The sequence below is a fragment of the Sinomonas sp. RB5 genome, from assembly GCF_054063535.1.
The window spans coordinates 58,372-83,296 of sequence record NZ_JBSSGJ010000009.1; the positions used below are offsets into that span (position 1 = coordinate 58,372).

Below are 24,925 nucleotides of genomic sequence, written 5' to 3' on the forward strand. Positions count from 1 at the left end.
GCGGAGGGTCTAGCGGCCGAACGCATCGGCGAGCAGGCCGGCGTCGAGCGCGAGCACGTGCTCGCGGAAGAGGCGCACCTGCGGCGGCTCCCCGACGATCCGCGGCCAGACGAGCCCGATCTCGCGGAAGGCGCCCTCGTCCTCGAGGGCCAGCTCGGCCCAGCCCAACGCCTCGCCGTGGCGCGTCGAGCCGTACACCGCGCCGTGCCCCGCGCTCGAGGGAGGCACGAGCGCCACGCCCAGGCCCGCCGAGACGAGCCCGAGCAGCGTGCGGGAGTCCTGGCCCGAGAACGCGATGTCCGGCCGGAAGCCCGCGTCGCGTCCGAGCCGGTCGAGGATGCTGCGCATGCCGAACCCGCGCTCGAGCGCGACGAACGGCTCGTCGGCGACCTCGGCGAGCCGCACGGACGCCCTCCCCGCGAGCCGGTGCCCGGCAGGGACCGCGAGCCGCACGCCCTGGACATAGAGGGTGGCGCTGTCGAGGTCCCGTGTGGGCTCCGGCCGCGGGGAGACGATCGCAAGGTCCACCCGGCCGTCGGCGAGGGTGTCGAGGCAGTGCTGGCGGGAGCCCTGGATGAGCTCGAAGCGGACGTCCGGGTGATCCGCCCGGAAGCCGCTGACGAACACCGGCACGGCCGATTCCCCGAAGGTCATCTGGAAGCTGAGCCGCACCAGCCCGCGGGCCTGGTGCGCGCGCTCGTGGAGCGCGTCGAGCCCGCGCTGGAGTTCCTCGAGGGCCGTGCGCACCGCCGGCAGGAGCTGCTCCGCCGCCGGGGTGAGCCTGATCCCGCGGCCCTCCTTCCGCACCAGCTCGGCGCCGACGACGCCGGCCGCCCGGGCCAGCGCCCGGCTCACCGTGGGCTGCGGCACGCCAAGGAGCTCCGCCGCGGCGGTGACGTGGCGGGTCTGCCCGACCGCGTCGAGGACTGGAAGGAGCGGCAGGAGCCTCGCGAGCTCGCCGTGGAGCGGGGCCGAGGGCCTGGCTGCCTGGGTCATGCCACACCACCTATGCGTTTGCGCCATGCGTTTGGTCGACAAGTGTATTGGACGCATGCATCCGTGCCTTCCTAGGGTGGAAGGCATGAGCGCAGGCCCCGGCACAGCACCAGCAGCGGCCCGTTGGCAAGGCCACCCGAAGGGCAGCCGCGGCTACCGGCGGCTCATCCTGGCGCTCGCGTTCGCCGGGGTGGCGACCTTCGCCCAGCTCTACTCGCCCCAGGCCCTGCTCCCCCGCCTCGCCGCAGAGCTGGGCATCGACCCCGCCCGGGCCGCGCTCACGGTCTCACTCGCGACGATGGGCCTCGCGGTGGCCGTCCTGCCGTGGTCCTTCGTGGCCGACCGGATCGGACGGGTCGGAGCCATGCGCGGGGGCATCCTCGCCGCGACCGTGCTCGGGCTCGCCGGGCCGCTCGCCCCGAGCTTCGAGGCGCTCCTCGCCCTGCGCTTCCTGGAGGGCGCGGCCCTCGGCTCCGTGCCCGCGATCGCGATCGCGTACCTGAGCGAAGAGGTCAGCAGGGCCCACGCCGCGGTGGCCGCGGGCACCTACATCGCGGGCACCACGGTGGGCGGCCTCGCCGGGCGCCTCGTCGCCGGCCCGCTCGCGGACGTTCTCGGGTGGCGGCTGGGGATCATCGCCGTCTCCGTGCTCGGCGCGGCGGCGGCGGTGGCGTTCATCGTCCTCGCTCCGCGGGCCCGGGGCTTCTCCCCCGCGCCGCGGACCCCGGGCGGGATCGGCGCGGCCGCGGCCGCGGTGCTCCGGACGCTCGCTGCACAGCTGCGCAGCCTGCGCCTGCTCATGCTGTACACGCAGGCGTTCCTGCTCATGGGCTCCTTCGTGGCGGTGTACAACTACCTGGGCTTCCGCCTCGAGGCCGCGCCGTTCTGGCTCCCGGCGAGCCTCGCGAGCCTGGTGTTCGTCGCCTACCTCTCGGGCACGTTCAGCTCGGGCTTCGCCGCGCGCCTGAGCGAGCGCTACGGCCGCCGTGCCGTGATGACCGCGAGCACCGTGGCCATGGCGGCGGGCGCCGCCGTGATGGCCGCGGACTGGCTGCCGGCAGTCCTGGCCGGCCTGCTCGTGTTCACGGCCGGCTTCTTCGCCGCCCACGGGATCGCCTCGGGCTGGACCGGGGCACTCGCCCCCGCGGGAAGGGCCCAGGCGGCCTCCCTGTACAACCTCGGCTACTACGGCGGCTCGAGCCTGCTGGGCTGGGCCGGGGGGCTCGTCTTCCATGCGGGCGGCTGGGCCGCGCTCGTGCTCGGCGTCACAGGAGTGGCGCTCACTACGGCGCTCGCCTCGTGGGCGGTGCACCGCGCCGACCGCTGAGCTCCCCTCACATATCATGGGCACGCCCCAACCGAGGAGGAAACCCGTGACCACGCCGAGTCCCGGCCGACCGCAGTCCGCCGCCGGCCATCATCCTCCGGGCGGCGAGCCCCTCGACGAGGTGGACCGCAGGATCCTCGCGGCCCTCGTCGATGACGCCCGGATCACCAACAAGCAGCTTGCCGAGATGGTCGGGATCGCCCCGTCGACGGCGCTCATGCGCACCCGCTCGCTCTCCGAGCGGGGCATCATCACGGGGTACGAGGCCAAGGTGGACCTTTCGGCGGTGGGCCGGAGCGTCCAGGCGCTCATCTCGGTGCGCCTGCGAGCGCACGATCGCGACCAGATCGACGCGTTCACCTCCCGGGTGCCGCAGCTGCCGGGAGTGCTCGCGACGTTCCACACCTCCGGCGCGGTGGACTACCTGCTGCACATCGCCGTCGGCAGCACCGAAGAGCTGCGTGACTGGGTCCTGGACCACCTGACGACCGATCCGGTGGTGGGGCACACCGAGACGACGCTCGTGTTCGAGCAGATCCCCGGGCGCGGACCGCTTCCGGACTGAGCCCTCTGGCCCGACGCTAGCGCAGCCAGTGGTGGAGGCCGAGCGGCTCGGCGAAGCGCGCGTCGGCGCGCCGGTCCTCCGCCCGGGCGAGGCGCTCGACGTCGACCCCACGGTCCCGGGGACGCTCCGCCCAGGCAACGAGGGCCTCCCCGAGCCGGAGCGCGAGCTCCTCTGCCGGGGTGCGGCGGTCGCGACGGGATGCCGGACGGGCGATGGCGGCGGTGCTCATGGCTTCTCCTCAGAGGATGTGCGCGGGGCTGCGGCAGCAGGCCTGCCGACGGCCAGGGGGAAGGCGTTGATGTGGATCTGGACGGGGCGGACGCCCGCCGCGGCGCCCTGTCCGCGGTACGGAGCGAGCAGCTCCGCGGCGTAGGCCTCGAGCTTGGCCGAGACCTCGGCCAGCTGCGCGGCGGTGAGGCGGACGTTGCTGGTGCTGACCATGGCGGAGTCCGACCACTCGGAGGGCTCCTCGAGCCAGCCGTGCTCCATGAAGTCGGCCAGGGCGGCAGCCCGATGGTGCTCGAACTCGCGGCTCACGAGGTGGGCGGCCTCGCTCGTCGCGGGATTGTCGGCGAGCTCGCGCGTGACGATCTGGAGGCTGCCCTTGGGACGGTCCCACCACCGCTCGCGCCCGGAGCCCCGCCCCTCGACCTCGCGCAGGAAGTCGTGCCTGGCGAGCTGGCGGAGGTGGTAGCTCGTGGCGCCCGTGGACTCGCCGAGGATCTCGGCGAGGGTCCCTGAGGTCTGCGGGCCCAGCCGCGAGATGGTGTCGAGGATCTGCACCCTCAGCGGATGCGCGAGCGCCTTGAGCGAGGCGACGTCGACGGTGCGCTTGGGCTCGGGGGTGCCGGCTCCTGGGGTGGTCTCCACGCTTCGAGGATAGGTTCGCAAAGGAGTCTTTGCAAGCAAATCTTTGCAATCAATTCTTTGCAGACAGAGGCGAGCACGGCAGCCCGCGGGTCAGCGGCCCTGCACCGTCGGCCTCCCGGCGAGGACGGCGAGCACGGCCGCCGCGGCGGCGCACGCGCCGAGGAAGCCGACCGCGGCCGGGCCCAGGCCCACGGCCCCCACCAGTGCGCCGAGGCCCACCACCGGAACGGCGCTCCCGAGGTAGGTCACGACGTAGAGCAGGCTCACGGTCCGGGCGTGCGCCGCGGCGGGCACCGACGCCGCGACGGCGTCGAACCCGGCCCGGAACGCCGCGCCCTGCCCCACACCGGCCGCGATGCTCGCGATGATGAGGACGGCGGGGCTCTCCGCCGCGGTGCCCCACGCGAGGGCGGCAAGGGAGGCGGCGAGCACCGCGAGCCCGAGCGGGCCATCGCCGCGCGCACGGCGCCGGCCGGCTGGCGCGAGCACCTGGCTCACCGCCGAGGAGGCGAGGGACAGCCCGGCGAGCGCGCCGAGCAGCGGCGGGGACCCGGCCCCGAGCGCGCGGGCGAAGACGCCCGGCGAGAGGGCGAGCTGGTAGCCGAACACGGCGAAGCTGAGGAAGCCCGTCGCGGCGGCGACCCAGAACGAGCCGCGCGCGGGCGGCGCCGGGACGGCGCCGCGGAGGCTGCGCGGGGCGAGCACCCGGCCGGGCCTGCCCCCTGCGGGCAGCTGCGGGGCGGGCCTGGCCCGCACGAGCACGAGCGGGACGAGCAGCGCCGCGAGGGCGGCGGCGTGGACGAGGAACGGGACCGCGGTCCCACCCGGGGCGAGGGCCAGGGCGCCGCCGAGGAGCGGCCCCAGCGCGACCCCGCCCGAGGAGGCGAGCAGCGTGAACCGCGAGGCCCATTCGGGCCGGTGCGGGAGCAGTTCCCGCAGAGCGGCTGCGCACGCCCCGGTGGCCAGGCCCACTGCCATGCCCTGCAGCGCGCGGCCGGCGCAGAGCTGGGCGAGCGAGCCCGCGGACGCGAACACGGCGCTGCCCGCGATCCCCACCAGGACGGCGAGGACCATGGCCGCGCGGCGCCCCAGGTAGTCGGACCAGTGGCCCGCGCTCACGAGCACCGCGACGAGGGCCACGACATAGCTCGCGAACGCAACCGAGGTGCCGAGGCTGCCGTACCCGAGGCGCCGCTGCAGGCCCGCGTACAGAGGGGTCGCGAGGTTCGCGCCGATCAGGAGCAGGAAGAGCACCGATCCGGACAGCACGAGGCGGATGCCGCGCGTGGCATCCCAGCCGGTGCGGGCCGCAGGCGCCCGCATGCGCAGCTCGGCAATCAGGGTCATGGCTACACGATCGGGGACAATGGCCCATGACGATCATCCGGACGGGCATCAATTGGCCTCCATGATCAAAACCTGTTCCGCTGCTGACCCTGGAGTGATCAATGAGCGCACTGGACGCCACCGATCTCCGACTCGTCCTGGCCCTCGTCGAGGACCCGCGGGCCCAGATCGCCGAGCTCGCAACGCGGGTCGGCGTGGCCCGCAACACGGTGCAGAGCCGCCTGCGCCGCCTCGAGCGGGCCGAGGTGCTCCGCGGCACCGGGCGCGACGTGGACCTCGAGGCGCTCGGCTACGACGTCGTCGCCTTCATCACCCTCGAGGTGGTGCACCGCGAGCTCGACTCCGTCGTGGCAGGCCTGCGCCGCATCCCCACCGTGCTCGAGGCCTACGAGATCTCGGGCCGCGGAGACATCTGGTGCCGTCTCGTCGCCGGTGACACCCACGAGCTCCAGGCCTCCCTGCGCCAGGTGCTGCGCATCAGGGGGGTCATCCGCTCCGAGACGGTCCTCGCGCTCCACGCCCACATCGCGTACCGCGCCGATTCGCTCCTGCGGCGCGCCGTGGACCGCACGCGGCGCGCCGCGGAGGCGGCGGCAGCACCGGCGTCGGACGCCGGGCCTTCGATAATGGACCGGTGACCATCATCGACAACGCCGTCTACGTCGACGGCCGCAGGGCGGCCCACCCCGAATCGCTCGAGCAGACCTTCGAGACGCTGGAGGCGACCGGCGGCAGCATGGCGTGGATCGGCCTCTACCGCCCCTCCGCCGAGGAAATGGCCGAGGTGGCCCACGAGTTCCACCTCCATGACCTGGCCGTCGAGGACGCCATCAACGCCCACCAGCGGCCCAAGATGGAGCGCTACGACGAGATGCTCTTCACCGTGCTGCGCCCCGCGCGGTACATCGACGAGACGGAGACGGTCGAGTTCGGCGAGCTGCACGTCTTCACCGGCCCGAACTATGTGGTCACGATCCGGCATGCCGAGACCGCCGGCGTGGGCCTGGTCAGGAAGCGCCTCGAGGCCGATCCCGGCCTCCTGCGGCACGGGCCCGAGGCGGTGCTGTATGCCCTGCTCGACCGGGTCGTGGACGACTACAAGCCGGTCGTCGCCGGCCTCGAGAACGACATCGACGAGATCGAGGACCAGCTCTTCGCCAACGACGCCGCCGTCTCGCGGCGCATCTACGAGCTCACGCGCGAGGTCATCCAGTTCCAGCGGGCCGTCCACCCCCTCAAGCGGATGGTGGAGAACCTCGAGGGAGGCTTCGGGAAGTACAAGGTGGAGATCGAGCTCCAGCGCAGCCTGCGGGACGTCCATGACCACCTCGAGCAGATCGTCTCCCGCGTCGACGCGTTCCGGGACCTCCTGCAGAACGCGCTCGTGCTCGACGGCACCCTCACGGCCAACCGGCAGAACGAGACGAGCCTCGCCCAGAACGAGCAGGTCAAGCGGATCTCCTCGTGGGCGGCGATCTTCTTCGCCCCGGCCCTCGTCACCGGCATCTACGGCATGAACTTCAAGACGATGCCCGAGCTCGAGTGGGACCTCGGCTACCCGTATGCGCTCGTCCTCATGGTGGTGGCCGGCTTCATGCTGTGGCTGGTCTTCAAGTGGAAGCAGTGGCTGTGAGCCGAGGCAGCGCGGTCGCCGGCGGCCCGGGGTGGGAGGCGGGCCGCGTGCTCGTGCCGGGCACCGAGGAGCAGCTCGGGGCGCTCGGCCTCTTCGCCCCGCCCGGGGAGGGGGTGGACCTCGACGCGCCCGGCGGCGTCCTCCACGCCCGCGCCGCGGACGCGGAGCTGCTGTGGCTCGGCTTCGGGGAGGTGTGCCGCGCGGGGACCGCGGGCGTGAGCTGGGCCGAGCTCGCGCCGCGGCACGCCGTGTGGGTGGTCGACGGCGTGCCCGTCCTGCGCACCGCAGCCTCAGCGGACGCGGCGGCGTTCCTCGCCCTGGCGGAGGCGCTCCATGCCGCCGACGTCCCGCTCGTGCTCCTCGCGGCCAAGGACCCCGGCCCGCTGCCCCGACCGCTCCCCCTCCACGAGACGGCCGACGGCGGGCTCCCGCGGCTCCGCTGGGGCAGCTAGGCTGGCCGGATGACCGACCAGCAGCCTGTCACCGTCACTGTCACCGGAGCCGCAGGCCAGATCGGCTATGCGCTGCTCTTCCGGATCGCGAGCGGCGCCATGCTCGGCGAGGACGTGCCGATCCGGCTCAGGCTCCTCGAGGTTCCCGCGGCGGTGCGGGCCGCGGAGGGCACGGCCCTCGAGCTCGCCGACTGCGCGTTCGGCCCCCTCGTCTCGGTCGACGTCACCGACCGGCCGGCAGAGGCGTTCGACGGCGCCGACGTCGCCCTGCTCGTGGGCTCCAGGCCCCGCACGGCGGGCATGGAGCGCTCCGACCTCCTCGAGGCGAACGCCGGCATCTTCGGGCCCCAGGGACGGGCCATCAACGACCACGCGGCGAGCGGGGTGCGCGTCCTCGTCGTCGGCAATCCGGCGAACACCAACGCGCTCATCGCCGCGACGAGTGCCCCGGATGTGCCCCGTGAGCGCTTCACCGCCATGACGCGGCTCGACCACAACCGGGCCGTGGCCCAGCTCGCCGCCAAGCTCGGCTGCCGGACCTCGGACGTGGACGGAGTGTCCATCTGGGGCAACCACTCGGCGACCCAGTACCCCGACGTCACCCACGCGACCGCGGGCGGCCAGCCCGTGCCGACGCTCGTGGAGCAGGACTGGCTCGAATCCGAGTTCATCCCGCGCGTGGCGCGGCGCGGGGCCGAGGTCATCGACGTCCGCGGCGCGTCCTCCGCGGCGTCCGCGGCCAGCGCCGCGGTCGACCACGTGCGGGACTGGGTGCACGGGACGCCGGGCCGGTGGACCTCCGCCGGCGTCGCCTCGGACGGCTCCTACGGGGTACCCGAGGGACTCGTGAGCTCGTTCCCCGTGCGCAGCGAGGACGGCCGGTTCGCGATCGTGCAGGGCCTCGACATCCCGGCCTTCTCCCGGGCCCGCATCGACGCGTCCGTGGCCGAGCTCGAGGCGGAGCGGGACGCGGTGCGCGGGCTGGGCCTGCTCGGCTGACGCCCGGGCCTTCCTACCCTTCCGCGGCTCTCCCGGCCGTTCCTAGCATGGTGGCATCGCCCACCATCCATCGCCCCTCCGGCGGAAGGAACGGTTCGATGACCATCCAGCAGCCCCCGTACACGGCAGGCGGCGCAGTCCCCCCGCTCGAACTCCCCTACTACGGCGCTCCCCCGGTCGAGGCCGTCAAGCGCGTCTTCCAGAAGTATGCGGTCTTCAGCGGACGCGCAAGCCGCAGCGAATACTGGTGGTGGGCCCTTGCCTCGGCGATCGCGTCCGGGATCCTGAATGCGATCAGCCCCACCGTGGTCAACGGCCAGTCGACGGGTGCCAGCCCGCTCGGCGGCCTGTGGTTCTTCGCCACCGTGGTGCCGGGCCTCGCGGTCGCGGCGCGCCGGCTGCACGACGCGAACCTGTCCGCCTGGCTCCTGCTGCTCGTCCTCGTTCCCGTGCTGGGCTGGATCGCGCTGATCGTGATGCTCGTCCAGCGGGAGAACCCGCTGGGCCAGCGCTTCGACCGGTATCCCGGCAGCGGCTACCTCAAGCGCCGTGCCGACGCCCAACAGCCGCCGTACGGGTTCCAGCAGCCGCCCCAGGGCCCCGGGGAGCAGCCGCCGCAGTATCCGTACGGTGTCCAGCAGCCGCCGCAGTATCCGTACGGTGTCCAGCCGCCGCCGTACGGGGCCGAGCAGCCGCCGCAGCCGCCGCCCAACCCGGCCGCGCCGGGCAGCGGCCCTGAGGCCGGCCCGGGGCCCGGGAGCCGGCCGGCCTGAGAGGGCTGACGCTGGGCCGCCCCAGAACACAGACAGGGTCCCAGCCGGTATGGCTGGGACCCTGAAAGTGCCCTCTGATGAGGGACAACGTGGAGCCTAGGGGATTTGAACCCCTGACCTCTTCGATGCGAACGAAGCGCTCTACCAACTGAGCTAAGACCCCTCGGTGCGGGAACTACGTTACTGGCGCGGCCGCCAAAATCCAAATCGGAACGGGGCGCCGGCCCGCTCCCGGCCGCTGTGCTGACGGGCTAGGCACGGCGGCGCTGGAGGACCTCGTCGAGGTTCCCCAGGGCTCCCCCACGCGCGGCCGTCTTGGCCGTGCCAAGGGCCGGGACGCCGGGCGCGGACCCGGGCTCGGGGCCCTCCGCCGCGGGCTTGAGGGGAAGGCCCTCCGGCCTGGGCTCGGCCGCAGTCTGGATCGGAGCGGGCTCAGGCCGCTCGGCCTTCGCGGCGTCGAGATAGGCGGGCCGGGGCACCTCCACGGGCTCCCAGCCCGGGGCCTGCTCGCCGCTGGCCCGCGCCGCCTCCTCCGCGCTGGCCTGGGACGCCTTCGCGACGTCGAGCGCGATCGCCCTGAGTTCCTCTCGGCTCACGGGGCGCGGAGCGGGTACGGGCTCCCGCCCGGCATCGAAGACCTCGCTCGGCGTCACCGTCCGCGCAGGCGCTGCGGGCCTCGGCGCGGGGGCGCCCATCGCGGCACCGAAGGCACGGTCCAGCCGCCGCTTCCGGTCGCGCACGGCGAGGGAACGGAGCAGGGCGACGGAGCCGACGGCGGCGGCCAGGCAGGCCAGCGGGACCCAGGCAGGGACGCCCACGATCATGAGGACGAGGGTGACCACGGCCGCCACGAGGGCGCAGAGGCCCGTGAGGGCCACGGCGAGCCGTCCCCAGCGGACGCGCAGGCGGGGCTTCGGCGCACCGCCGGGCAGGCGGCCCTCGGCGCGGGGGGCGGCCAGGGAGCCGCCGGTCCCCGAGGAGCTGGACGGCGCGGCCTCGCGTCGGAGCGGCTCCATGGACTCCATGAGCAGGGCCGCCTCGCCGGCAGGCTGCTCGGCGGCGCGGCGGCGGAGGAAGTACGGGGCGACCCACAGCAGCCACACGAGCACGGCAGCGCCGAGCACCGTCGAGCTGCTGAGGGCGAAATCCATACTCAGAACGGTAGGAGGATCGCCGGGGCGCTGCCCGTATTAGCGCCGGTGTGTCGCGAGAACCTCAGCGGGAAGGCGCGGGCCGGCTCCGTCCGGAGCCGCCGTCGTCCGCCGGCTCAGCGTCGCGAGGCGAGCCACCGGCCGAGCAGGCCGCCTTCGGGGATCTCCTCGGCGGTGAGGGCGAAGGACTCATGGTCCGCCCAGGCCCCGTTGATGTGCAGGTAGCGGGGGCGCAGGCCCTCGTGCCGGAATCCGAGCTTCTCGACCACGCGGAGGCTCGGGGCGTTCTCGGGGCGGATGTTGATCTCCATGCGGTGCAGGCCCATCTCGCCGAAGCAGTGGTCAGTCACGAGCGCGACTGCCGTCGGCGCGATTCCGCGGCCGGCGTGCTCGCGGTCCACCCAGTAGCCGAGCGTGGCCATGAGCGCCGAGCCCCACACGATCGAGGACACCGTCAGCTGCCCGACAATGGGCGCCCTGCGGAGGCGGGGATCGTCGAGGGTGATGACGAAGGGCAGCGCCGTCCCCTCCCTGGCCTGCCGCGTGAGGGACCGCACCATGTCCCGGAAGGTGGGCAGAGTGCCGCCCGGCTGGGGGTTCGAGGCCTCCCAGGGGGCGAGCCACGCCCTGTTCCGGGACCGCACGGCCATCCACTCCGCGCGGTCCCCCATCCGCAGCGGCCGGAGAGCGAGGTCCCCGGCGCGCAGGGTGACGGGCCAGAGGCCCGATGCCGACATACTCCGGGTCAGCCGCGGGCCGACGCCGCGTCCGCGCCCTCGGCCACGAAGTCCGCGAGCCACGAGCGCAGGTCTGCGCCGAACTCGTCGCGGTCGCAGGCGAGGGTCACGACGGCTTTGAGGTAGGAGAGCTTGTCCCCGGTGTCGTAGCGGCGGCCGCGGAAGACCACACCGTATACCCCGCCGCCCTCGCCCTCGCGGCGCGCCAGCGTCTGCAGGGCGTCGGTGAGCTGGATCTCGTCGCCCCGGCCGGGCTCGGTGCTGCGCAGCACGTCGAAGACGGCGGGGTGGAGCACGTAGCGGCCGATGATGGCGAGGTTGGACGGCGCATCCTCGGGCGCGGGCTTCTCGACGAGCCCGTGGACCTGGACGTAGCTCTCGCCCTCCACCTCGGTGACGTCGGCGCAGCCATAGGAGGAGATCGTCTCGCGGGGGACCTCCATGAGCGCCACGACGGAGCCGCCGGTGGCCTGCTGGACCCGGATCATCTCGCCGAGGAGCTCGTCCCGCTCGTCGATGAGGTCGTCGCCGAGGAGCACGGCAAAGGGCTCGTTGCCGACGTGGCGCTCGGCGCACAGCACGGCGTGCCCGAGGCCCTTCGGGTCGCCCTGGCGGACGTAGTGGATGTCGCCGAGGTTGTTGGACTCCTGGATCGCTGCGAGCTTCTTGCGGTCGCCCTTCGCCTCGAGCGCGGACTCGAGCGACGGGACGCGGTCGAAGTGGTCCTCGAGCGCGCGCTTGTTGCGGCCCGTGATCATCAGGATGTCCTCGAGGCCCACCGACACCGCCTCCTCGACCACGTACTGGATCGCGGGCTTGTCGACGACGGGGAGCATCTCCTTGGGCATGGCCTTGGTCACCGGCAGGAACCGAGTCCCGAGACCAGCGACAGGGATGACGGCTTTCCTGACAGCTCTGGAGGTAGACACGAGCCACACTCTATACGAGTACGGGACATGCACGGATAGAGTCGCGCCATGGACACCGCCGAGCTCAAGTCGTCCCTGCGCGCCCGGATCTGGTCGGCGCGCCGCGCCCTCGCACCCGCCGAGGTCGCCGCCGCGGCTCCCCTCATCGCGGGGCACGGCCTCGCCTGGGCCCGACGGACCGTGGCCCCGGGGGCCGTCCTGACCGCCTATCTCGGCGTCGGCGTGGAGCCGCCCACCGCGGGCCTCGTCAGGGACCTGCACGAGGCGGGCTTCCGCATCATGCTCCCGATCTGCCTCCCCGAGCGGCAGCTCGGCTGGACCGAATGGCACCCGGGCATCGAGTTCGCGCGGAGCCGCTACGCCCCCGTGCAGGAGCCGGTGGGCACCGTGGTGCCGGCCGAGCAGGTCCTCGCCGGCGGCCCCGACCGTCCCCCCGTCGCGGGGATCGTCCTGCCGGCCACGGCCCTGGACAGCGAGGGGCGCCGGCTCGGCCAGGGCGGGGGCTACTACGACCGCTTCCTCGCCCTCGCGGCGGCGCTCGGTGCCCGGCTCCCCACCGCGGCGGTGGTGTACGACGGCGAGGTGCTCGCCTCGGGCGAAGTCCCGGCCGATGCGCTGGACCGGCGCGTCGACGCGGCCCTCACTCCCGGCGGGATCGTCGATCTCGGCGGCGCCGGCCAGACCACGGAATAGGCGCACGCGGCAGCCTGTTAGAATTAGCACTCGAGGCCCGCGACTGCCAACCGGACCGACGTCCCAGTGCCGGGACGCCGCCGGACGACGGTGCTGCGGCCTCTGCCCTGTCCAGAAGGAGTTCCTGTGCCTACTTACGCCTACGCCTGCAAAGACTGCGACCACGCCTTCGAGACGGTGCAGTCGTTCAGCGACGCCTCGCTCACGGTCTGCCCCGAGTGCGGCGGGACCCTGCGCAAGAAGTTCAACACCGTCGGCGTCGTCTTCAAGGGCTCTGGCTTCTACCGCACCGACTCCCGGGGCGGCAGCTCCAGCAGCGCCCCGGCCGCCTCCCCGGCCAAGGAATCTGCTCCGAAGGACACCAAGCCGGCTCCCGCGGCCGCAGCCAACTGACCTTCTTCCCCTCCCCCGGCTGCGCGCCGGGCGCGTCGTCCACATAGACGCGTTCCCCGACCCGTCGTCTGCGCCGCCGCCCTAGCGTGGCGTCATGACACGCAGCCCGGCGCCGAAGCGCCAGCCCGCCCCGGTGCGCCCCTGGGCGTCCGCCCCGCGCAGCCCCCTTCGCCGCTTCCTCGACCGGCGCCGCCGCACCCTCGCGGCGGCGCTCTTCTGCGTGGCGGCGGGGGCCGCCGTGCACGAGCTCACGCCGCCTTCGGCCGCGATGGCTCCCGTGGCCGTTGCGGCCCGGGACCTCGCCGGCGGGGCCACCGTCGCGTCAGGCGACGTGCGCGTGGCCAGGCTCCCTGCCGACGCGGTGCCGCGGGGCGCCTCCTCGGATCCCTCCCGGCTCGTGGGGCAGCGCCTTGCAGGCCCCGTGCGCAGTGGCGAGGCCATCACCGACGCCGGCCTCGTGGGGCCGGGGCTCCTTGCGGGATCAGCCCCGGATACGGCCGCGGTCCCAGTCCGGGTGGCCGATCCGGCCTCGCTCCAGCTCCTGCGGCCGGGCCAGCTCATCGACGTCGTGCTCAGCACGGACGCCGGCGGTGGGCCCGGAGCGGGCACGACGCTCGCCGCCCAGATTCCCGTCCTCTGGGCCGGCGGACCTGGCGGGGCAGGCGGGGCCGCCCCGTGGCTCGGTTCGCAGGATGCCGAGGGACTCCTTGTCGTCGCCGCGCGCCCGGACCAGGCACTCCGGCTCGCGGGTGCGTCGGCCCGCGGGAAGGTGTTCTTCACCCTCGTCGAGGCCGGGCCCCGCTGATGCGGGTCGCGCCCGCCAGCCGCTCAGCCCCAGTGGGGAGGCCGCTGCTCCTTGAGCCACCGCTCGCGCGCACGCTCGGCGCTCCGACGCGTCACCGGCTCGTAGGGCCGCTGGACGGCCGCGGACTCCGGCTCGTCCGCCTCGGCGGGCCCCGTGCCGGGAACGGTCACGCGGCGGGACCCGCGGGGGCGGCGGAGCTCGCCGGTCTCGGTGGGCTCGCCGGCGGCGGCCTCCGCCTCGTCCCTGTCCGCCTCAGCGGAGGTGTCGCCGTCCTGCGGCCCCGCCTCGTCGGTGCTCCCGCCGTTGGCGTCGGAGTCACCGCTGTCAGCGTAGGCGTCGGCGCCGCCAGCGGCCCCGGCCTCCCCCGCCGACGGGTCCTCAGCATCGGCCGCGTCGCGGTCGGCGAACCACGACCCGAAGCCTTCCGGACCCGCGGCTGCGGCGCCGGAAGCGTCCGGCCCGGCACCGGCCGGGCCCTCGCTTCCGCGGCCCCCGTCCGCGCCGTCCGCGCTGCCTGCCCGGTCCCGCCGATCGGGGCCCTGGGCCTCGTCACGCTCGGTCATGGCCGTGGTCCCCTCGCTCTCCCGCTGGCTGCGGGTCCTCCCGTCGGCCTCCCAGGCCTGCGCGGACGCGGCGGGGCGGTGGCGCCCGTCGTGGCCGCCGCCCCAGGCCCCGTCGAGGAATCCGGCTGTGCCGTTCTCATCGGCGTCCGTGGCCAGGCCCAGCTCCCCGGCGATCATCTCGGCGCAGCCGCTGGGATCCGTGAAGACTTCGATGGTCCACAGCGTGAAGTGCTTCCACCCGAGGCGTCCGAGGAGCTCTGGCCGCTGGCGCGTGCGCTCGCGCACGCTCATGGAGCGGTACCGGGCGGTGCCGTCGGATTCGACGGCCACCGGGACGCTCGTCTCGTGGTCCTCGCGGCCGATGGTCAGCACGGGGTCGATGGCGGCCGCCATGTCCACCGCACCGTCGTAGTGGTGCCAGACGCGGGCGCCGCGGGAGCTCAGGCGGTCCCCCAGGTCCGTGACGAGGGGGTCGGCCCCCAGCGCTTCGGCGCTGGCCGCGGCGCGGGTGGCCGGAGTGCCGAGCTGGGTGTTGCCTCCGAGCTCGCGGTCCAGCAGCTCGTAGAAGTCCGAGGCCCCTTCGCTCAGACGCGTCACGTCGAGCTCGGACGGCTGGAAGCAGCTGAGCACGTGCAGGCTGTGCCTGGCCCGGCTCATCGCGAGGGCGAAGCGCCGCCGGCCGCCGGGCTCGCTCAGCGGGCCGAAGTGGTGCATGGCGCGCCCGTGCGGCGTCCGGCCGAACCCGAGCGAGAAGATGACGTGGTCTCGGACCAGGCCTCCGGCCCGGTCGATGTGCACCACGCGGAACGGCTCGGCGCCGCCGCTGAAGAAGGCGACGAGATCCGGATGGTTGGCCATCTGGAGCCGGATCGCCTCTCCGACGCGGGCGGCGTGGTGGGCGCTGGCGGTCACCACGGCAAGGGAGACGCCCGGGCGGTGCCGCGCGTGGTCGAATACCAGGTCGACCACCCTGTTGACCTCGGCGGCGACCGACTCGACCCCGCCGTCCTCCCCGCTCGGCAGCCCCGTGCCGTCCGGCAGGTACTCGAGCAGGAACGGCCGGTCCAGTCCGGTCACGCTCGGCCCGTCGGGGAGCCGCCGGAGGCGCCCGGAGTAGAAGCGCCGGCTCAGCTGGAGGTCCAGGTCCTCGTCCACGGACCGGTACGTGGTCCGCAGGCGCACGGAGGGCAGGACGCGGGACAGCGCGGTCAGGGCGCTGTCCACCGAGGGGGCGAGCGGCTGTCCGACCTGCTGCTCGACCGAGACCGAGAAGGGGCGCGGGTTGGCCACCTGCGGGTCGCCGAAGGCGATGATCTGCTGACCGCGGCCGATGCCGGGCAGGGCCGCCCGCAGCGGCATCGAGTCGGCGTCGAGCAGGAGGACGGCGTCGAACCGGCGGTCCCGCGGCAGGGCGGCGGCGAGCGCGTAGGGGCTGCACATCCACACCGGCACGAGCGGCCGGATGAGCCGCGGCGACTGGCGCTCGAGGGCGGTCAGGCTGATCCGGCCGTCCTTGAGGATTGCCCGCAGCGACTCCGCTTCCCGGGGGTGGCGCTCGATGGCTTCGGCCCACTCCCGGGCAAGCCGCCAGCGCAGCCTCGCAGCACCGCTGGCGATGTGCGCGCGGTCCGCCCTGGCGAACTCGGATTCGGCCCGGCGCAGCTGCTCGCCGTCGGACATCGCGAGGTAGTCGTCGCCGCTGATCATGGCCTCGAGGACGGACTGCCACCACGCGAGCTCGAGCTCGGCGGTGACGACGGCGGGCGCGGCCTCGCGCTCGGTGAGGTCGGCCAGGAGGTCCGTGAGCCCGTGCTCGCGGAGCTCGTCCTCGAGCAGCGTCCGCTCCGGGAGGGAGCGCAGAATCGGGGAGTCCTCCGCCAGCGCGTCCAGACGGGTCCGCAGCTCGGCGATGTCCGTCTCGAGCAGGCGTCCCCCGAGCTTGGTGGGCGCCACGATGGCCCCGAGGCGCCGCAGTCCCCGCTCGGCCGCCACGTACGCCTCGCGGAGCTCAGCGAGGCCCGAGGGAACCGAGGGGTGCCGCTGCGACACGGCGCAGGCGGACCAGGCCTCGCGCTGGGACTGGACCAGCACGAGCGAGCTGTGGAGGTCCGCAAGGTGCACTCCTGGGCGCACGTATTCCTTGGCAACCCTGCGCAGGCGCGAACGCTGCAGCGCGGTGACCTCGATGCCCCGCTCGCGCCGCCATGCGGCCGGGGCGGTCGCGGCGATGAGGTCCATGACGGGGCGGTCGAAGATGTCGGGCGTGAACTTGTCCAGGCTCTCCCGCACGGCGACGAGGAGCTCGAGCTGGCGCCCCCAACCGCCCACTGTCCGCTCGAGGCGGATGGCGGCGTGCTCGGCCACGGCGTTCATGCGCTCCTCGAGCGCGGGGACCTCGGTGGCCAGCCGGGCGGCCAGCTCGCGGGCCTCTTCGGTCTCGCGCCGGGTGACGAGCCGCGCCCCGTGCCAGGGGCTCTCGGCCGCGGCGCGGCTGAAGCTGCCCAGCTCGGCCGCCCGGCGGAGCCGCTCGCTGAGGCCCGCGCGGTCCCTGATGCTGTCCAGCACACTGCGCTTGAGCCGCACGGTGGTGGACGGGGCGGGATGGAGCGAGGTGAGGGCGGCGAGGGACTGCATCGCCTCGTACGGGGAGCAGCCCCAGCGCTCCCTCACGTTGTGGAGGGAGGCCACGTGGTCCATGAGCTGGTGACGGCGCTCCCGCAGGACCCGGTACACGCCCTGGAGCCGGGGCTCCTGCGACTTCTCGTTGCGGACGATCGAGCGGACCACCTGCTGCCGCAGCTGGCCCGGAGTCACCGTGGCGCCCAGCTGCAGTGCCAGGGAGCCGAGTCCGAGCTCGTCGCAGCGGCGGTGCAGCTCAGCGAGGCTCGCGCGCCGCTCGGCGATGACCAGGACGGAGCGGCCCGATTCGACGAGGGTCGCGAGCGCGTTCACGGCGGTCTGCGTCTGGCCGGTGCCCGGCGGGGCCTCGACCACGAGCGAGTCGCCCGCCCGCACGGCATCGATGACGAGCTGCTGGTCCACGTCCGCATCGAGGACGAGGAACTCCTCCTCGGGGTCGCGCTCGTCGAGGGTCTTGAAGCGCGAGTCGTCGAGCGGTTCCGGAGCGGGGTGCACCGATCCCGAGGTGGAGGCCAGGGCGGCGAGGACAGGGTGCGCGGCGCTGATGGAGGGGTCCTCGAGGGACTCCTCCAGGTCCGCGAACGTCGAGACGAGGAGCCGGGACTCCACCTGTGCGCCCGCGATGGGGGCGATGAGGGTGCGGATGCGGTCCAGGACCGGCTGGGGGTCGAGCCGGGCTGTGCTGTAGGCGAGCTTCTCGATGGCGGGCGCGTCGACGTCGATCCGGTGGATCGAGCGCAGGTGCCGGACGAGGGCCGGATTGATCCGGGCCTGCTCCGTGAGCTTGAGCTCGAAGTCGTCCTGCTCGGGACGGACGGTGAGCGCCACTGCCGCGAGCAGCACCGGCGCGCTCACGCGCCGCGGCTTGCCGCCGACGGCGGACGTCCACGTGGCGAGCCCGGCGGCGAGATGGCCGGCGTCGACGCCGCGCTCGTTCGCGAGCTCGTGGGACTTCGCCCGCAGGTTGCGGGCCGCGCGGGCGGCCCGGGTGTAGTCGTGGCGCTCCCGCAGGAGCGTCGAGAGGCGGGTGCGGCGGCCGGCGAGGAGCTGCGCGAGGCCGGAGGCGTGGGCGCGGGTCAGGTCGATGCTGCCGTCGGTCCCCGGGTAGTACCCGAGCATCGTGTCCGGTCCGGTGACGCCGGGCAGCGCGGAGAGCCACGCCTCAAGACGCGCCTCCTCCTCGGGGGACGTCGTCTCGGGCACGTCTTCGCTCTCTTCGCGCTCGTCGGCAGCCGTTGCAAGGGCGCTGGCTCGTTTGCCTGTGGACCATCTCGGCATAGCTTCGAGGTTAGCCTGTCAAGGGGCTCACCCATGGGTGCAACGCTGTGGGAGCCCAAATCGGCGCCGGCCGGTACCCCGCAGGGGCACCGGCCGGAGACACGCAGGAGGCAGCGGGGCCGCCTACTCCCACTCGATGGTGCCCGGGGGCTTGCTCGTGACGTCGAGCACCACGCGGTTGACGCCGTCGACCTCGTTGGTGATGCGGTTGGAGATCCTGGCGAGCAGGTCGAACGGCAGTCGCGACCAGTCGGCCGTCATGGCGTCCTCGCTCGAGACCGGCCGCAGCACGATCGGGTGGCCGTAGGTGCGGCCGTCGCCCTGGACGCCCACGCTGCGCACGTCGGCGAGGAGCACGACGGGCATCTGCCACACCTCGTCGTCGAGTCCGGCCGCGGTCAGCTCGGCGCGGCCGATGGCGTCGGCCTTGCGCAGCAGCTCGAGGCGCTCCGCGGTGACCTCGCCGACGATGCGGATGCCGAGGCCGGGACCGGGGAACGGCTGGCGGCCGACGATCTCCTCGGGGAGGCCGAGCTGCCGGCCGACCGCGCGGACCTCGTCCTTGAAGAGGGTGCGCAGCGGCTCGACGAGCTCGAAGCGGAGGTCCTCGGGGAGGCCGCCCACGTTGTGGTGGCTCTTGATGTTGGCCGCGCCCTCGCCCCCGCCCGACTCGACGACGTCCGGGTAGAGCGTGCCCTGGACGAGGAACTTGATCTGCTCGCCGGCAGCCTGCGCCTCCTCGATGATGGCCCGCTCGGCCTCCTCGAACGCCCGGATGAACTCGCGGCCGATGATCTTGCGCTTCTGCTCGGGGTCGGTGACCCCGGCGAGCGCGCTGAGGAAGCGCTCCTGCTCGTTGGCGACGTAGAGCTTGACGCCAGTCGCGGCGACGAAGTCGCGCTCGACCTGCTCGGCCTCGCCCTCGCGGAGGAGGCCGTGGTCCACGAACACGCACGTGAGCTGGTCGCCCACCGCGCGCTGGACGAGCGCGGCGGCCACGGCGGAGTCGACGCCGCCGGAGAGCCCGCAGATGACGCGGGCATCGCCGACCTGGGCGCGGATCCGCTCGACCTGCTCCTCGACGATGTTGCCCGTGGTCCAGTTGGGCTCGAGCCCGGCCACCTCGAACAGGAAGTTCTCGAGGACCTTCTGGCCGAAGTCCGAGTGCTTGACCTCGGGGTGCCACTGGACGCCGCCGAGGGCCTTCTCGGCGTTGACGAACGCCGCCACCGGCGCTCCGGCCGTGGTCGCGAGGACCTCGAAGCCCTCGGGCGCGCTCTGGACGGAGTCACCGTGGCTCATCCACGTGTTCTGGGTCGCGGGCACCCCGCTCAGGAGCGAGTGCGGCTCGCCGACCGAGGTGGTCACCGTGGCCCCGTACTCACGCAGGCCGGTGCGGGCCACGACCCCCCCGAGCGCGTTGGCCATGGCCTGGAAGCCGTAGCAGATGCCGAACGCCGGCACCCCGGCCTCGAACAGGTCTGCTCCGACGCTCGGCGCACCGTCGGCGTACACGCTCGAGGGGCCGCCGGAGAGGATGATGGCGGCGGGATTCTTGGCCAGGATCTGCTCGGTGGTGAAGGTGTGCGGGACGATCTCCGAGTACACGTTCGCCTCGCGGACGCGGCGCGCGATCAGCTGCGCGTACTGTGCCCCGTAGTCCACCACCAGCACCGGCCTGTGGGCGGTCTGGACGCCGTGCTCCTCCGCCGAGGTCTGGGAAGCTGTAGTCACCCATCAAGGGTACCGGACCACGGCGCCGGTTCCCGGGGCCGTGTGGCGTCCGCCTCACTCCCCGGGAGAGCCCGTGGCGGCCCCGTCAGTAGCGCTGGCCGGCGTCGGGGTGCGACTCGAGGTCGCGCTCGGCCTCGGCATGCATGCGGCGCTCGACGATGAAGCTCAGGAAGGGCACCACACCGCCGAGGGCCATGAGGATGAACCGCGGGAAGGGCCACCGCATGAGCGACCACAGGCGGAAGTTCGAGATGAGGTAGATCACGTACATCCACCCGTGGACGATCAGGATGGTGATGGAGAGGTTCGCGCCGCCCACCACTCCTGCGGGGTCGGCATCGGCGAAGCCGAAGCCGAACGGCTTGCCCGTGAAGGCGTCCGAGCCGCCGGCGTAGAGGAACTGGCCGAAGGCGTAGCGGGCGATCATCTCGGCGCACAGCAGCAGGAGCATGGTGCCGGTGATGTACGCCGCGACACGGTAGAACTTCAGGGCAGAGCGGATCTGCGCGACGGTGCCTCCGAACCTCCGCTGCCCGGCAGCGCGGCCCAGAGCGGGCTTGGGGTCAATCACGGGTTTCCTCCGGTCTCGGAGGGCGCCTTCTCGGCGCCCGGGGTGGACTTCTCAGCAGTGTCGGCCCCGCCACCGGCGGCTTCGGCGGCCGCGGCATCGGCGAGGGCGTCCTGGGTGCGCTCGTAGTCGTCCCGCACGAGCCTCCACCACAGGAAGATGGAGAAGCCGGCGAAGACGACCCACTCGACGGCGTAGAAGATGTTCAGCCAGTTCACGGGCTGCTCGATCGGCTGTGCCTCGATGCTCAGCGGCTGGAGGCCAGGGGACGCGGCCGCGGCGGCGCCCGACGGCGTGACCTCCTTGGTGACGCCGACGAACCCCGTGTAGCTGGGCACGTCCCAGACGTTGATGAGCTGGGCCACCGAGAGGGTGGCGATCTGGCCGGGCGCCACGTCCTGCGCCGCCTGGGGCGCCTCGGACGGCTCGAGCCGCCCGGTGAGGGTCAGCTGGCCCGACGGCGGCGGGGCCGCGTCCTGCGGCGAGGCGATCCATCCGCGGGCCACAGGCACCACGGCGCCGTGCTCGCCGCCGACGGCGGGCGCGCCGTCGACCGTGAAGGCGGTGACGACCCACCAGCCCTTCTGCCCGTTCTGCAGCCGGTCCCGCACGAGCACCTGCCGGCGCGGATCGTACGAGCCGCGGACCGTGACCATCTGGTCGGCGGCGGGGGCCGGGAAGACCTCGCCGGGGCGCAGGACGCCGGTGAGCGGCTTGACCTCCTCGATGGCGCGCGGCGCGGGGGGCGCCTCCGAGACGGAGCGGGAGAACTGCCACTGGCTCAGGAGCACGAACACCCAGGACACCACAAGCGCTCCCACGAGCGCCGCGATCCACTGGGGCTTGAGGGCAGTTCGGAGCACCCGTTAACGGTACTCCGACAAGCTGTAGAAAACGTAAACGCCCCCGGGCCGCCCGGGGCGGGCGCGCTCAGGGATCGGCGAAGAGGAGCGCGGAGTTGACGAGCTCGGCGATGATGTCGGGATCGTTGGCGCGGCGCAGCGAGTCGCGGAAGCCCTCCTTGGACAGCGAGCGGGCCATCGTGGCGAGGACCTCGAGGTGCTCGGAGAAGGAGGCGGCCGGCGTCGCGATCAGCAGGACCACGTAGGCGGGCCCGTCCATCGCCCCGAAGTCGAGGGCGTGCCCGTACTTGGTGATGCCCACCGCGATCGAGGGCTGCCGGACGTGTTCGCTGCGGGCGTGGGGCAGGCCGATCCCGCCGGGCAGGCCGGTGGCGAGCTGGTGCTCGCGCGCCGCGACGTCCGCGAGGAACCCTTCGAGGTCGTCGATCCGGTCCTCGGCGGCGAGGCGGGTGGCGAGCTGGCGGGTGGCGTCCGCCCGGCCGTCGGCAACCATCTCCAGGATCACCAGGCCCGGGGTGGTCAGCTGGGCGTCGTAGCGGTCGAAGGAACCGGGCAGGGGCATGCCCGTTACTTTACCGGGACGATGTCTTCGGCACCCATCCGCGCGGCCTCCGCGGACTCGTCGTCCGGCTGCTGCTGGCTCAGCCGCTCGGCCTCGACGCGGGCGAGGTAGTGCGCCACCTCGTTGTCGCGCTGGGTCTGGCTCCAGCCGAGGATCGGGGCCATGAGGTCCGCGACGACGGGCGCCGCGGACACGCCGCGGTCCCACGCCTCGATGGAGATGCGGGTGCGGCGGGTCAGGACGTCCTCGACGTGCCGGGCGCCCTCGTGGGTGGTGGCGTACACGGCCTCCGCACGGAGGTAGTCGTCGGCGCCCGGCAGCGGCTCTGCGAGCTCGGGCCGCTCCTTGACGAGCGCGAGGACCTCCTCCGTGAGCGAGCCGAAGCGGCGCAGGAGGTGCTCGACCCGGGCCACGTGGACGCCAGACCTGTCGGCCAGGCGGTGCCGCCGGTTCCAGACTGCCCGGTACCCCTCGGCCCCCACGAGCGGGACCCTGTCGGTGCAGGAGGGAGCGATGCGCTCGTCCATGGCGCGGGTTGCCTCGTCCACCGCGTCCTTGGCCATGACCCGGTACGTCGTGTACTTCCCGCCCGCCACGACCACGAGGCCCGGGACAGGATGGGCGACGACGTGTTCCCGGCTGAGCTTGGTCGTGGACTCGCTCTCACCGGCCAGCAGCGGCCTGAGCCCGGCGTAGACGCCCTCGACGTCCTCCCTCGTCAGGGGCCGCTTCAGGACCCGGTTGACGTGCTCGAGGATGTAGTCGATGTCGCTGCTGGACGCGGCCGGATGGGCCTTCTCGAGCTTCCAGTCGGTGTCCGTGGTGCCGATGATCCAGTGCCGCCCCCACGGGATGACGAACAGGACCGACTTCTCGGTGCGCAGGATGAGCCCGACCGTGGACTGGAACCGGTCCCGGGGCACCACGAGATGGACGCCCTTGGAGGCGCGCACCTTGAGCTGACCCCGGTCGGTGACCATCCCCTGGGTCTCGTCCGTCCATACCCCGGTGGCGTTGATGACCTGCTTGGCGCGCACCTCGAATTCCGAGCCGGTCTCGTGGTCCCGCATCCGCGCCCCGACCACGCGCTCGCCCTCGCGCAGGAAGTCCACGACCGCCACCCGGTTGGCCGCGTGCGCGCCGTACTGCGCCGCGGTCCGCACGAGCCCGGCGACCATGCGGGCGTCGTCGACCTGCGCGTCGTAGTAGCGGACGGAGCCGATCATGGCGTCCTCGCGCAGGCTCGGCGCGGCGCGGAGCGTGCCGCGCCGGAACAGGTGCTTGTGGATGGGCAGCCCGGTGCCGTGGCGGGTGAGCCCCAGCGTGTCGTAGAGGACCATGCCCGTGCCCACGTAGGGCCGCTCCCAGAAGCGCCGGGTGAGCGGGTACAGGAACGGCACCGGATGCACGAGGTGGGGTGCGATCCGCTGGAGCAGGAGGCCCCGCTCCTGCAGGGCCTCCTGGACCAGGCGGAAGTCCAGCATCTCGAGGTACCGCAGGCCGCCGTGGATGAGCTTCGAGGAGCGGGAGGAGGTCCCGGAGGCCCAGTCCCGGGTCTCGACGATCCCGACCTCGAGCCCGCGCGTCGCCGCGTCAAGCGCCGAGCCGGCGCCGACCACCCCGCCGCCGACCACGAGGATGTCGAGCTCGCGGCCGGGCTGGGTGGACTCCCTGAGCCGGGAGAGGGAGGCTTCCCGGTACTCCGGGCTGAGCTGTGCGGTCATCGTGTGCCCCTTCGCCTCGACGAGGCAGCCCTGCCGCCAGGGCGCCTCTGCGGAACCTGCCTGGTTCCGAGTCTAGGCGCGCCCGCGGCGGATCGTCAGGGGCGGAGCAGGCACCGCGCGGACACGCCCGGGCCTCACCGCTGGGGCGCGACGACGACGTCGACGCGCTGGAATTCCTTCAGGTCCGAGTAGCCCGACGTGGCCATGGAGCGGCGCAGCATCCCGATCAGGTTGCTCGTGCCGTCGGCGTGGTGGCCCGGGCCGAAGAGGACCTCCTCCATGGGGCCGACCGTGCCGACGTTGACGCGCTCGCCGCGCGGCGTCTCGGGGTGATGCGCCTCGGCTCCCCAGTGCCAGCCGCGGCCGGGGGCCTCCTCGGCGCGGGCGAGGGCCGAGCCGAGCATGACGGCGTCCGCACCCATCGCGATGGCCTTGACGATGTCGCCCGAGGTGCCCATGCCGCCGTCGGCGATCACGTGCACGTAGCGGCCGCCGGACTCGTCCATGTAGTCGCGGCGCGCGGCGGCGACGTCGCTGATCGCCGAGGCCAGCGGAGAGTGGATGCCGAGCGCGCGGCGGGTGGTCGTCGTCGCACCTCCCCCGAAGCCGACGAGCACGCCGGCGGCGCCGGTGCGCATGAGGTGCAGCGCGGGCGTGTAGCCGGCGGCGCCGCCGACGATCACGGGCACGTCGAGCTCGTAGATGAACTTCTTGAGGTTGAGCGGCTCCTGGTTCTTGGAGACGTGCTCGGCGGAGACCGTGGTGCCGCGGATCACGAAGAGGTCCACGCCGGCGGCGAGGACCGTCTTGTAGTGCTCGAGCGTGCCGGACGGTGTCAGCGACCCGGCCACGGTCACGCCGGACTCGCGGATCTCGGCGAGGCGCGCGGTGATCAGCTCGGGCTGGACGGGCACGGCGTAGAGCTCCTGCAGCCGGCGGGTGACCGCCGGGCTGGAGGGCTCCCCCTCGAGGCCGGCGATCTCCGCCAGGACCGCCTGCGGGTCCTCGTAGCGGGTCCAGAGGCCTTCGAGGTCCAGGACGCCGAGGCCGCCGAGCCGGCCGAGCGTGATGGCCGAGGACGGGGACATCACCGAGTCCATCGGGGCGGCGATGACGGGCATCTCGAACTGGTAGGCGTCGATCTGCCACGAGACCGAGACGTCCTCGGGGTCACGGGTCCGGCGGTTCGCCACGATCGCGATGTCATCGAGGGAGTAGGCACGGCGTCCGCGCTTGCCACGGCCGATTTCGATCTCGTAAGTCACGGCTCCAAGCCTACTGGACTGGGGCGGCCGGTCCCCCGAAGCCGCCAGCGGGCCGGAC

Annotated in this window: 24 protein-coding genes and 1 tRNA gene; 10 read left to right on the forward strand and 15 right to left on the reverse strand. The window is 73.4% G+C overall.

Annotated elements, in window-relative coordinates:
• Nucleotides 1-9 precede the first annotated feature (9 nt).
• The gene (locus tag ACVWWH_RS11965; RefSeq protein ID WP_066499070.1) at nt 10-996 is read right to left on the reverse strand and encodes a LysR substrate-binding domain-containing protein; all 987 of its coding nucleotides are present in this window, start codon (nt 994-996) and stop codon (nt 10-12) included.
• Between the two features lie 85 nt (nt 997-1,081).
• On the opposite strand from ACVWWH_RS11965, the gene ACVWWH_RS11970 reads away from it, so the two are divergent.
• A complete protein-coding gene (locus ACVWWH_RS11970) occupies nt 1,082-2,323 on the forward strand; it encodes an MFS transporter (RefSeq protein ID WP_457316728.1) in 1,242 nt (413 codons plus the stop codon).
• A 46-nt stretch (nt 2,324-2,369) separates the two neighbouring features.
• Nucleotides 2,370-2,888 (forward strand): Lrp/AsnC family transcriptional regulator, encoded by a 519-nt coding sequence (locus ACVWWH_RS11975; RefSeq protein ID WP_447419416.1) that lies wholly within the window; start codon nt 2,370-2,372, stop codon nt 2,886-2,888.
• Nucleotides 2,889-2,904: 16 nt separating this feature from the next.
• Here ACVWWH_RS11975 and ACVWWH_RS11980 read toward each other — a convergent pair whose 3' ends face one another.
• The 3 genes from ACVWWH_RS11980 to ACVWWH_RS11990 form a co-directional block, all read right to left on the reverse strand.
• Nucleotides 2,905-3,117, reverse strand: a complete 213-nt coding sequence (locus ACVWWH_RS11980; protein WP_457316729.1) for a hypothetical protein — start codon at nt 3,115-3,117, stop codon at nt 2,905-2,907.
• Complete coding sequence (locus ACVWWH_RS11985; RefSeq protein WP_457316730.1) at nt 3,114-3,758, reverse strand: ArsR/SmtB family transcription factor; 645 nt, start codon at nt 3,756-3,758, stop codon at nt 3,114-3,116. The genes ACVWWH_RS11980 and ACVWWH_RS11985 overlap by 4 nt, the downstream gene beginning before the upstream one ends.
• Before the next feature lie 90 nt (nt 3,759-3,848).
• Nucleotides 3,849-5,105, reverse strand: coding sequence for an MFS transporter (locus tag ACVWWH_RS11990; RefSeq protein WP_457316731.1), 1,257 nt, complete (start codon nt 5,103-5,105; stop codon nt 3,849-3,851).
• A gap of 101 nt (nt 5,106-5,206) precedes the next feature.
• Between ACVWWH_RS11990 and ACVWWH_RS11995 the strand changes: the two genes are divergently transcribed.
• The 5 genes from ACVWWH_RS11995 (at nt 5,207) to ACVWWH_RS12015 (ending at nt 8,962) form a co-directional block, all read left to right on the forward strand.
• Nucleotides 5,207-5,743: an Lrp/AsnC family transcriptional regulator gene (locus ACVWWH_RS11995; protein ID WP_066499083.1), complete on the forward strand. Its 537-nt coding sequence runs from the start codon at nt 5,207-5,209 to the stop codon at nt 5,741-5,743.
• Nucleotides 5,740-6,738, forward strand: coding sequence for a magnesium/cobalt transporter CorA (gene corA / locus ACVWWH_RS12000; RefSeq protein ID WP_066499084.1), 999 nt, complete (start codon nt 5,740-5,742; stop codon nt 6,736-6,738). Before ACVWWH_RS11995 ends, corA begins: the two co-directional genes overlap by 4 nt.
• A complete protein-coding gene (gene zapE, locus ACVWWH_RS12005; protein WP_457316732.1) occupies nt 6,735-7,190 on the forward strand; it encodes an AFG1/ZapE family ATPase in 456 nt (151 codons plus the stop codon). Before corA ends, zapE begins: the two co-directional genes overlap by 4 nt.
• Nucleotides 7,191-7,199: 9 nt before the next feature.
• A complete protein-coding gene (locus tag ACVWWH_RS12010) occupies nt 7,200-8,189 on the forward strand; it encodes a malate dehydrogenase (protein ID WP_457316733.1) in 990 nt (329 codons plus the stop codon).
• Between the two features lie 98 nt (nt 8,190-8,287).
• Complete coding sequence (locus ACVWWH_RS12015; protein WP_457316734.1) at nt 8,288-8,962, forward strand: DUF805 domain-containing protein; 675 nt, start codon at nt 8,288-8,290, stop codon at nt 8,960-8,962.
• A gap of 90 nt (nt 8,963-9,052) precedes the next feature.
• Here the strand turns inward: ACVWWH_RS12015 and ACVWWH_RS12020 are convergent.
• The 4 genes from ACVWWH_RS12020 to galU all read right to left on the reverse strand — a co-directional run bounded on the left by ACVWWH_RS12020 (nt 9,053) and on the right by galU (nt 11,779).
• Nucleotides 9,053-9,125, reverse strand: a tRNA-Ala gene (locus ACVWWH_RS12020).
• An 88-nt stretch (nt 9,126-9,213) separates the two neighbouring features.
• Nucleotides 9,214-10,113, reverse strand: coding sequence for a hypothetical protein (locus ACVWWH_RS12025; protein WP_457316735.1), 900 nt, complete (start codon nt 10,111-10,113; stop codon nt 9,214-9,216).
• A 116-nt stretch (nt 10,114-10,229) separates the two neighbouring features.
• Nucleotides 10,230-10,850: a GNAT family N-acetyltransferase gene (locus ACVWWH_RS12030; RefSeq protein WP_066499106.1), complete on the reverse strand. Its 621-nt coding sequence runs from the start codon at nt 10,848-10,850 to the stop codon at nt 10,230-10,232.
• 8 nt (nt 10,851-10,858) lie between these two features.
• A complete protein-coding gene (galU, locus tag ACVWWH_RS12035; RefSeq protein ID WP_307115513.1) occupies nt 10,859-11,779 on the reverse strand; it encodes a UTP--glucose-1-phosphate uridylyltransferase GalU in 921 nt (306 codons plus the stop codon).
• Between the two features lie 48 nt (nt 11,780-11,827).
• Between galU and ACVWWH_RS12040 the strand changes: the two genes are divergently transcribed.
• The 3 genes from ACVWWH_RS12040 (at nt 11,828) to cpaB (ending at nt 13,670) form a co-directional block, all read left to right on the forward strand.
• On the forward strand, nt 11,828-12,472 hold the full coding sequence (locus ACVWWH_RS12040; RefSeq protein ID WP_457316736.1) for a 5-formyltetrahydrofolate cyclo-ligase: 645 nt from the start codon (nt 11,828-11,830) through the stop codon (nt 12,470-12,472).
• A gap of 126 nt (nt 12,473-12,598) precedes the next feature.
• Nucleotides 12,599-12,865 (forward strand): FmdB family zinc ribbon protein, encoded by a 267-nt coding sequence (locus tag ACVWWH_RS12045; protein WP_066499112.1) that lies wholly within the window; start codon nt 12,599-12,601, stop codon nt 12,863-12,865.
• Nucleotides 12,866-12,959: 94 nt separating this feature from the next.
• Nucleotides 12,960-13,670, forward strand: coding sequence for a Flp pilus assembly protein CpaB (cpaB, locus tag ACVWWH_RS12050; RefSeq protein ID WP_457316737.1), 711 nt, complete (start codon nt 12,960-12,962; stop codon nt 13,668-13,670).
• 23 nt (nt 13,671-13,693) lie between these two features.
• On the opposite strand, the gene ACVWWH_RS12055 is transcribed toward cpaB, so the two are convergent.
• The 7 genes from ACVWWH_RS12055 to ACVWWH_RS12085 form a co-directional block, all read right to left on the reverse strand.
• Nucleotides 13,694-18,151, reverse strand: a complete 4,458-nt coding sequence (locus ACVWWH_RS12055) for a DUF4011 domain-containing protein (RefSeq protein ID WP_457316738.1) — start codon at nt 18,149-18,151, stop codon at nt 13,694-13,696.
• 123 nt (nt 18,152-18,274) lie between these two features.
• On the reverse strand, nt 18,275-19,825 hold the full coding sequence (gene guaA, locus ACVWWH_RS12060; protein WP_066499114.1) for a glutamine-hydrolyzing GMP synthase: 1,551 nt from the start codon (nt 19,823-19,825) through the stop codon (nt 18,275-18,277).
• A gap of 145 nt (nt 19,826-19,970) precedes the next feature.
• Nucleotides 19,971-20,456 carry a DUF3817 domain-containing protein gene (locus ACVWWH_RS12065; protein WP_447419430.1) on the reverse strand — a complete coding sequence of 162 codons (486 nt, stop codon included), beginning with the start codon at nt 20,454-20,456 and terminating at the stop codon, nt 19,971-19,973.
• The gene (locus tag ACVWWH_RS12070) at nt 20,453-21,316 is read right to left on the reverse strand and encodes an SURF1 family protein (protein WP_457316739.1); all 864 of its coding nucleotides are present in this window, start codon (nt 21,314-21,316) and stop codon (nt 20,453-20,455) included. The genes ACVWWH_RS12065 and ACVWWH_RS12070 overlap by 4 nt, the downstream gene beginning before the upstream one ends.
• A gap of 67 nt (nt 21,317-21,383) precedes the next feature.
• Nucleotides 21,384-21,878, reverse strand: coding sequence for a PTS sugar transporter subunit IIA (locus ACVWWH_RS12075; protein ID WP_066499120.1), 495 nt, complete (start codon nt 21,876-21,878; stop codon nt 21,384-21,386).
• Between the two features lie 5 nt (nt 21,879-21,883).
• A complete protein-coding gene (locus ACVWWH_RS12080) occupies nt 21,884-23,602 on the reverse strand; it encodes a glycerol-3-phosphate dehydrogenase/oxidase (RefSeq protein WP_457316740.1) in 1,719 nt (572 codons plus the stop codon).
• Nucleotides 23,603-23,736: 134 nt separating this feature from the next.
• Nucleotides 23,737-24,867: a GuaB3 family IMP dehydrogenase-related protein gene (locus tag ACVWWH_RS12085; RefSeq protein ID WP_066499124.1), complete on the reverse strand. Its 1,131-nt coding sequence runs from the start codon at nt 24,865-24,867 to the stop codon at nt 23,737-23,739.
• Between the last annotated feature and the right edge of the window lie 58 nt (nt 24,868-24,925).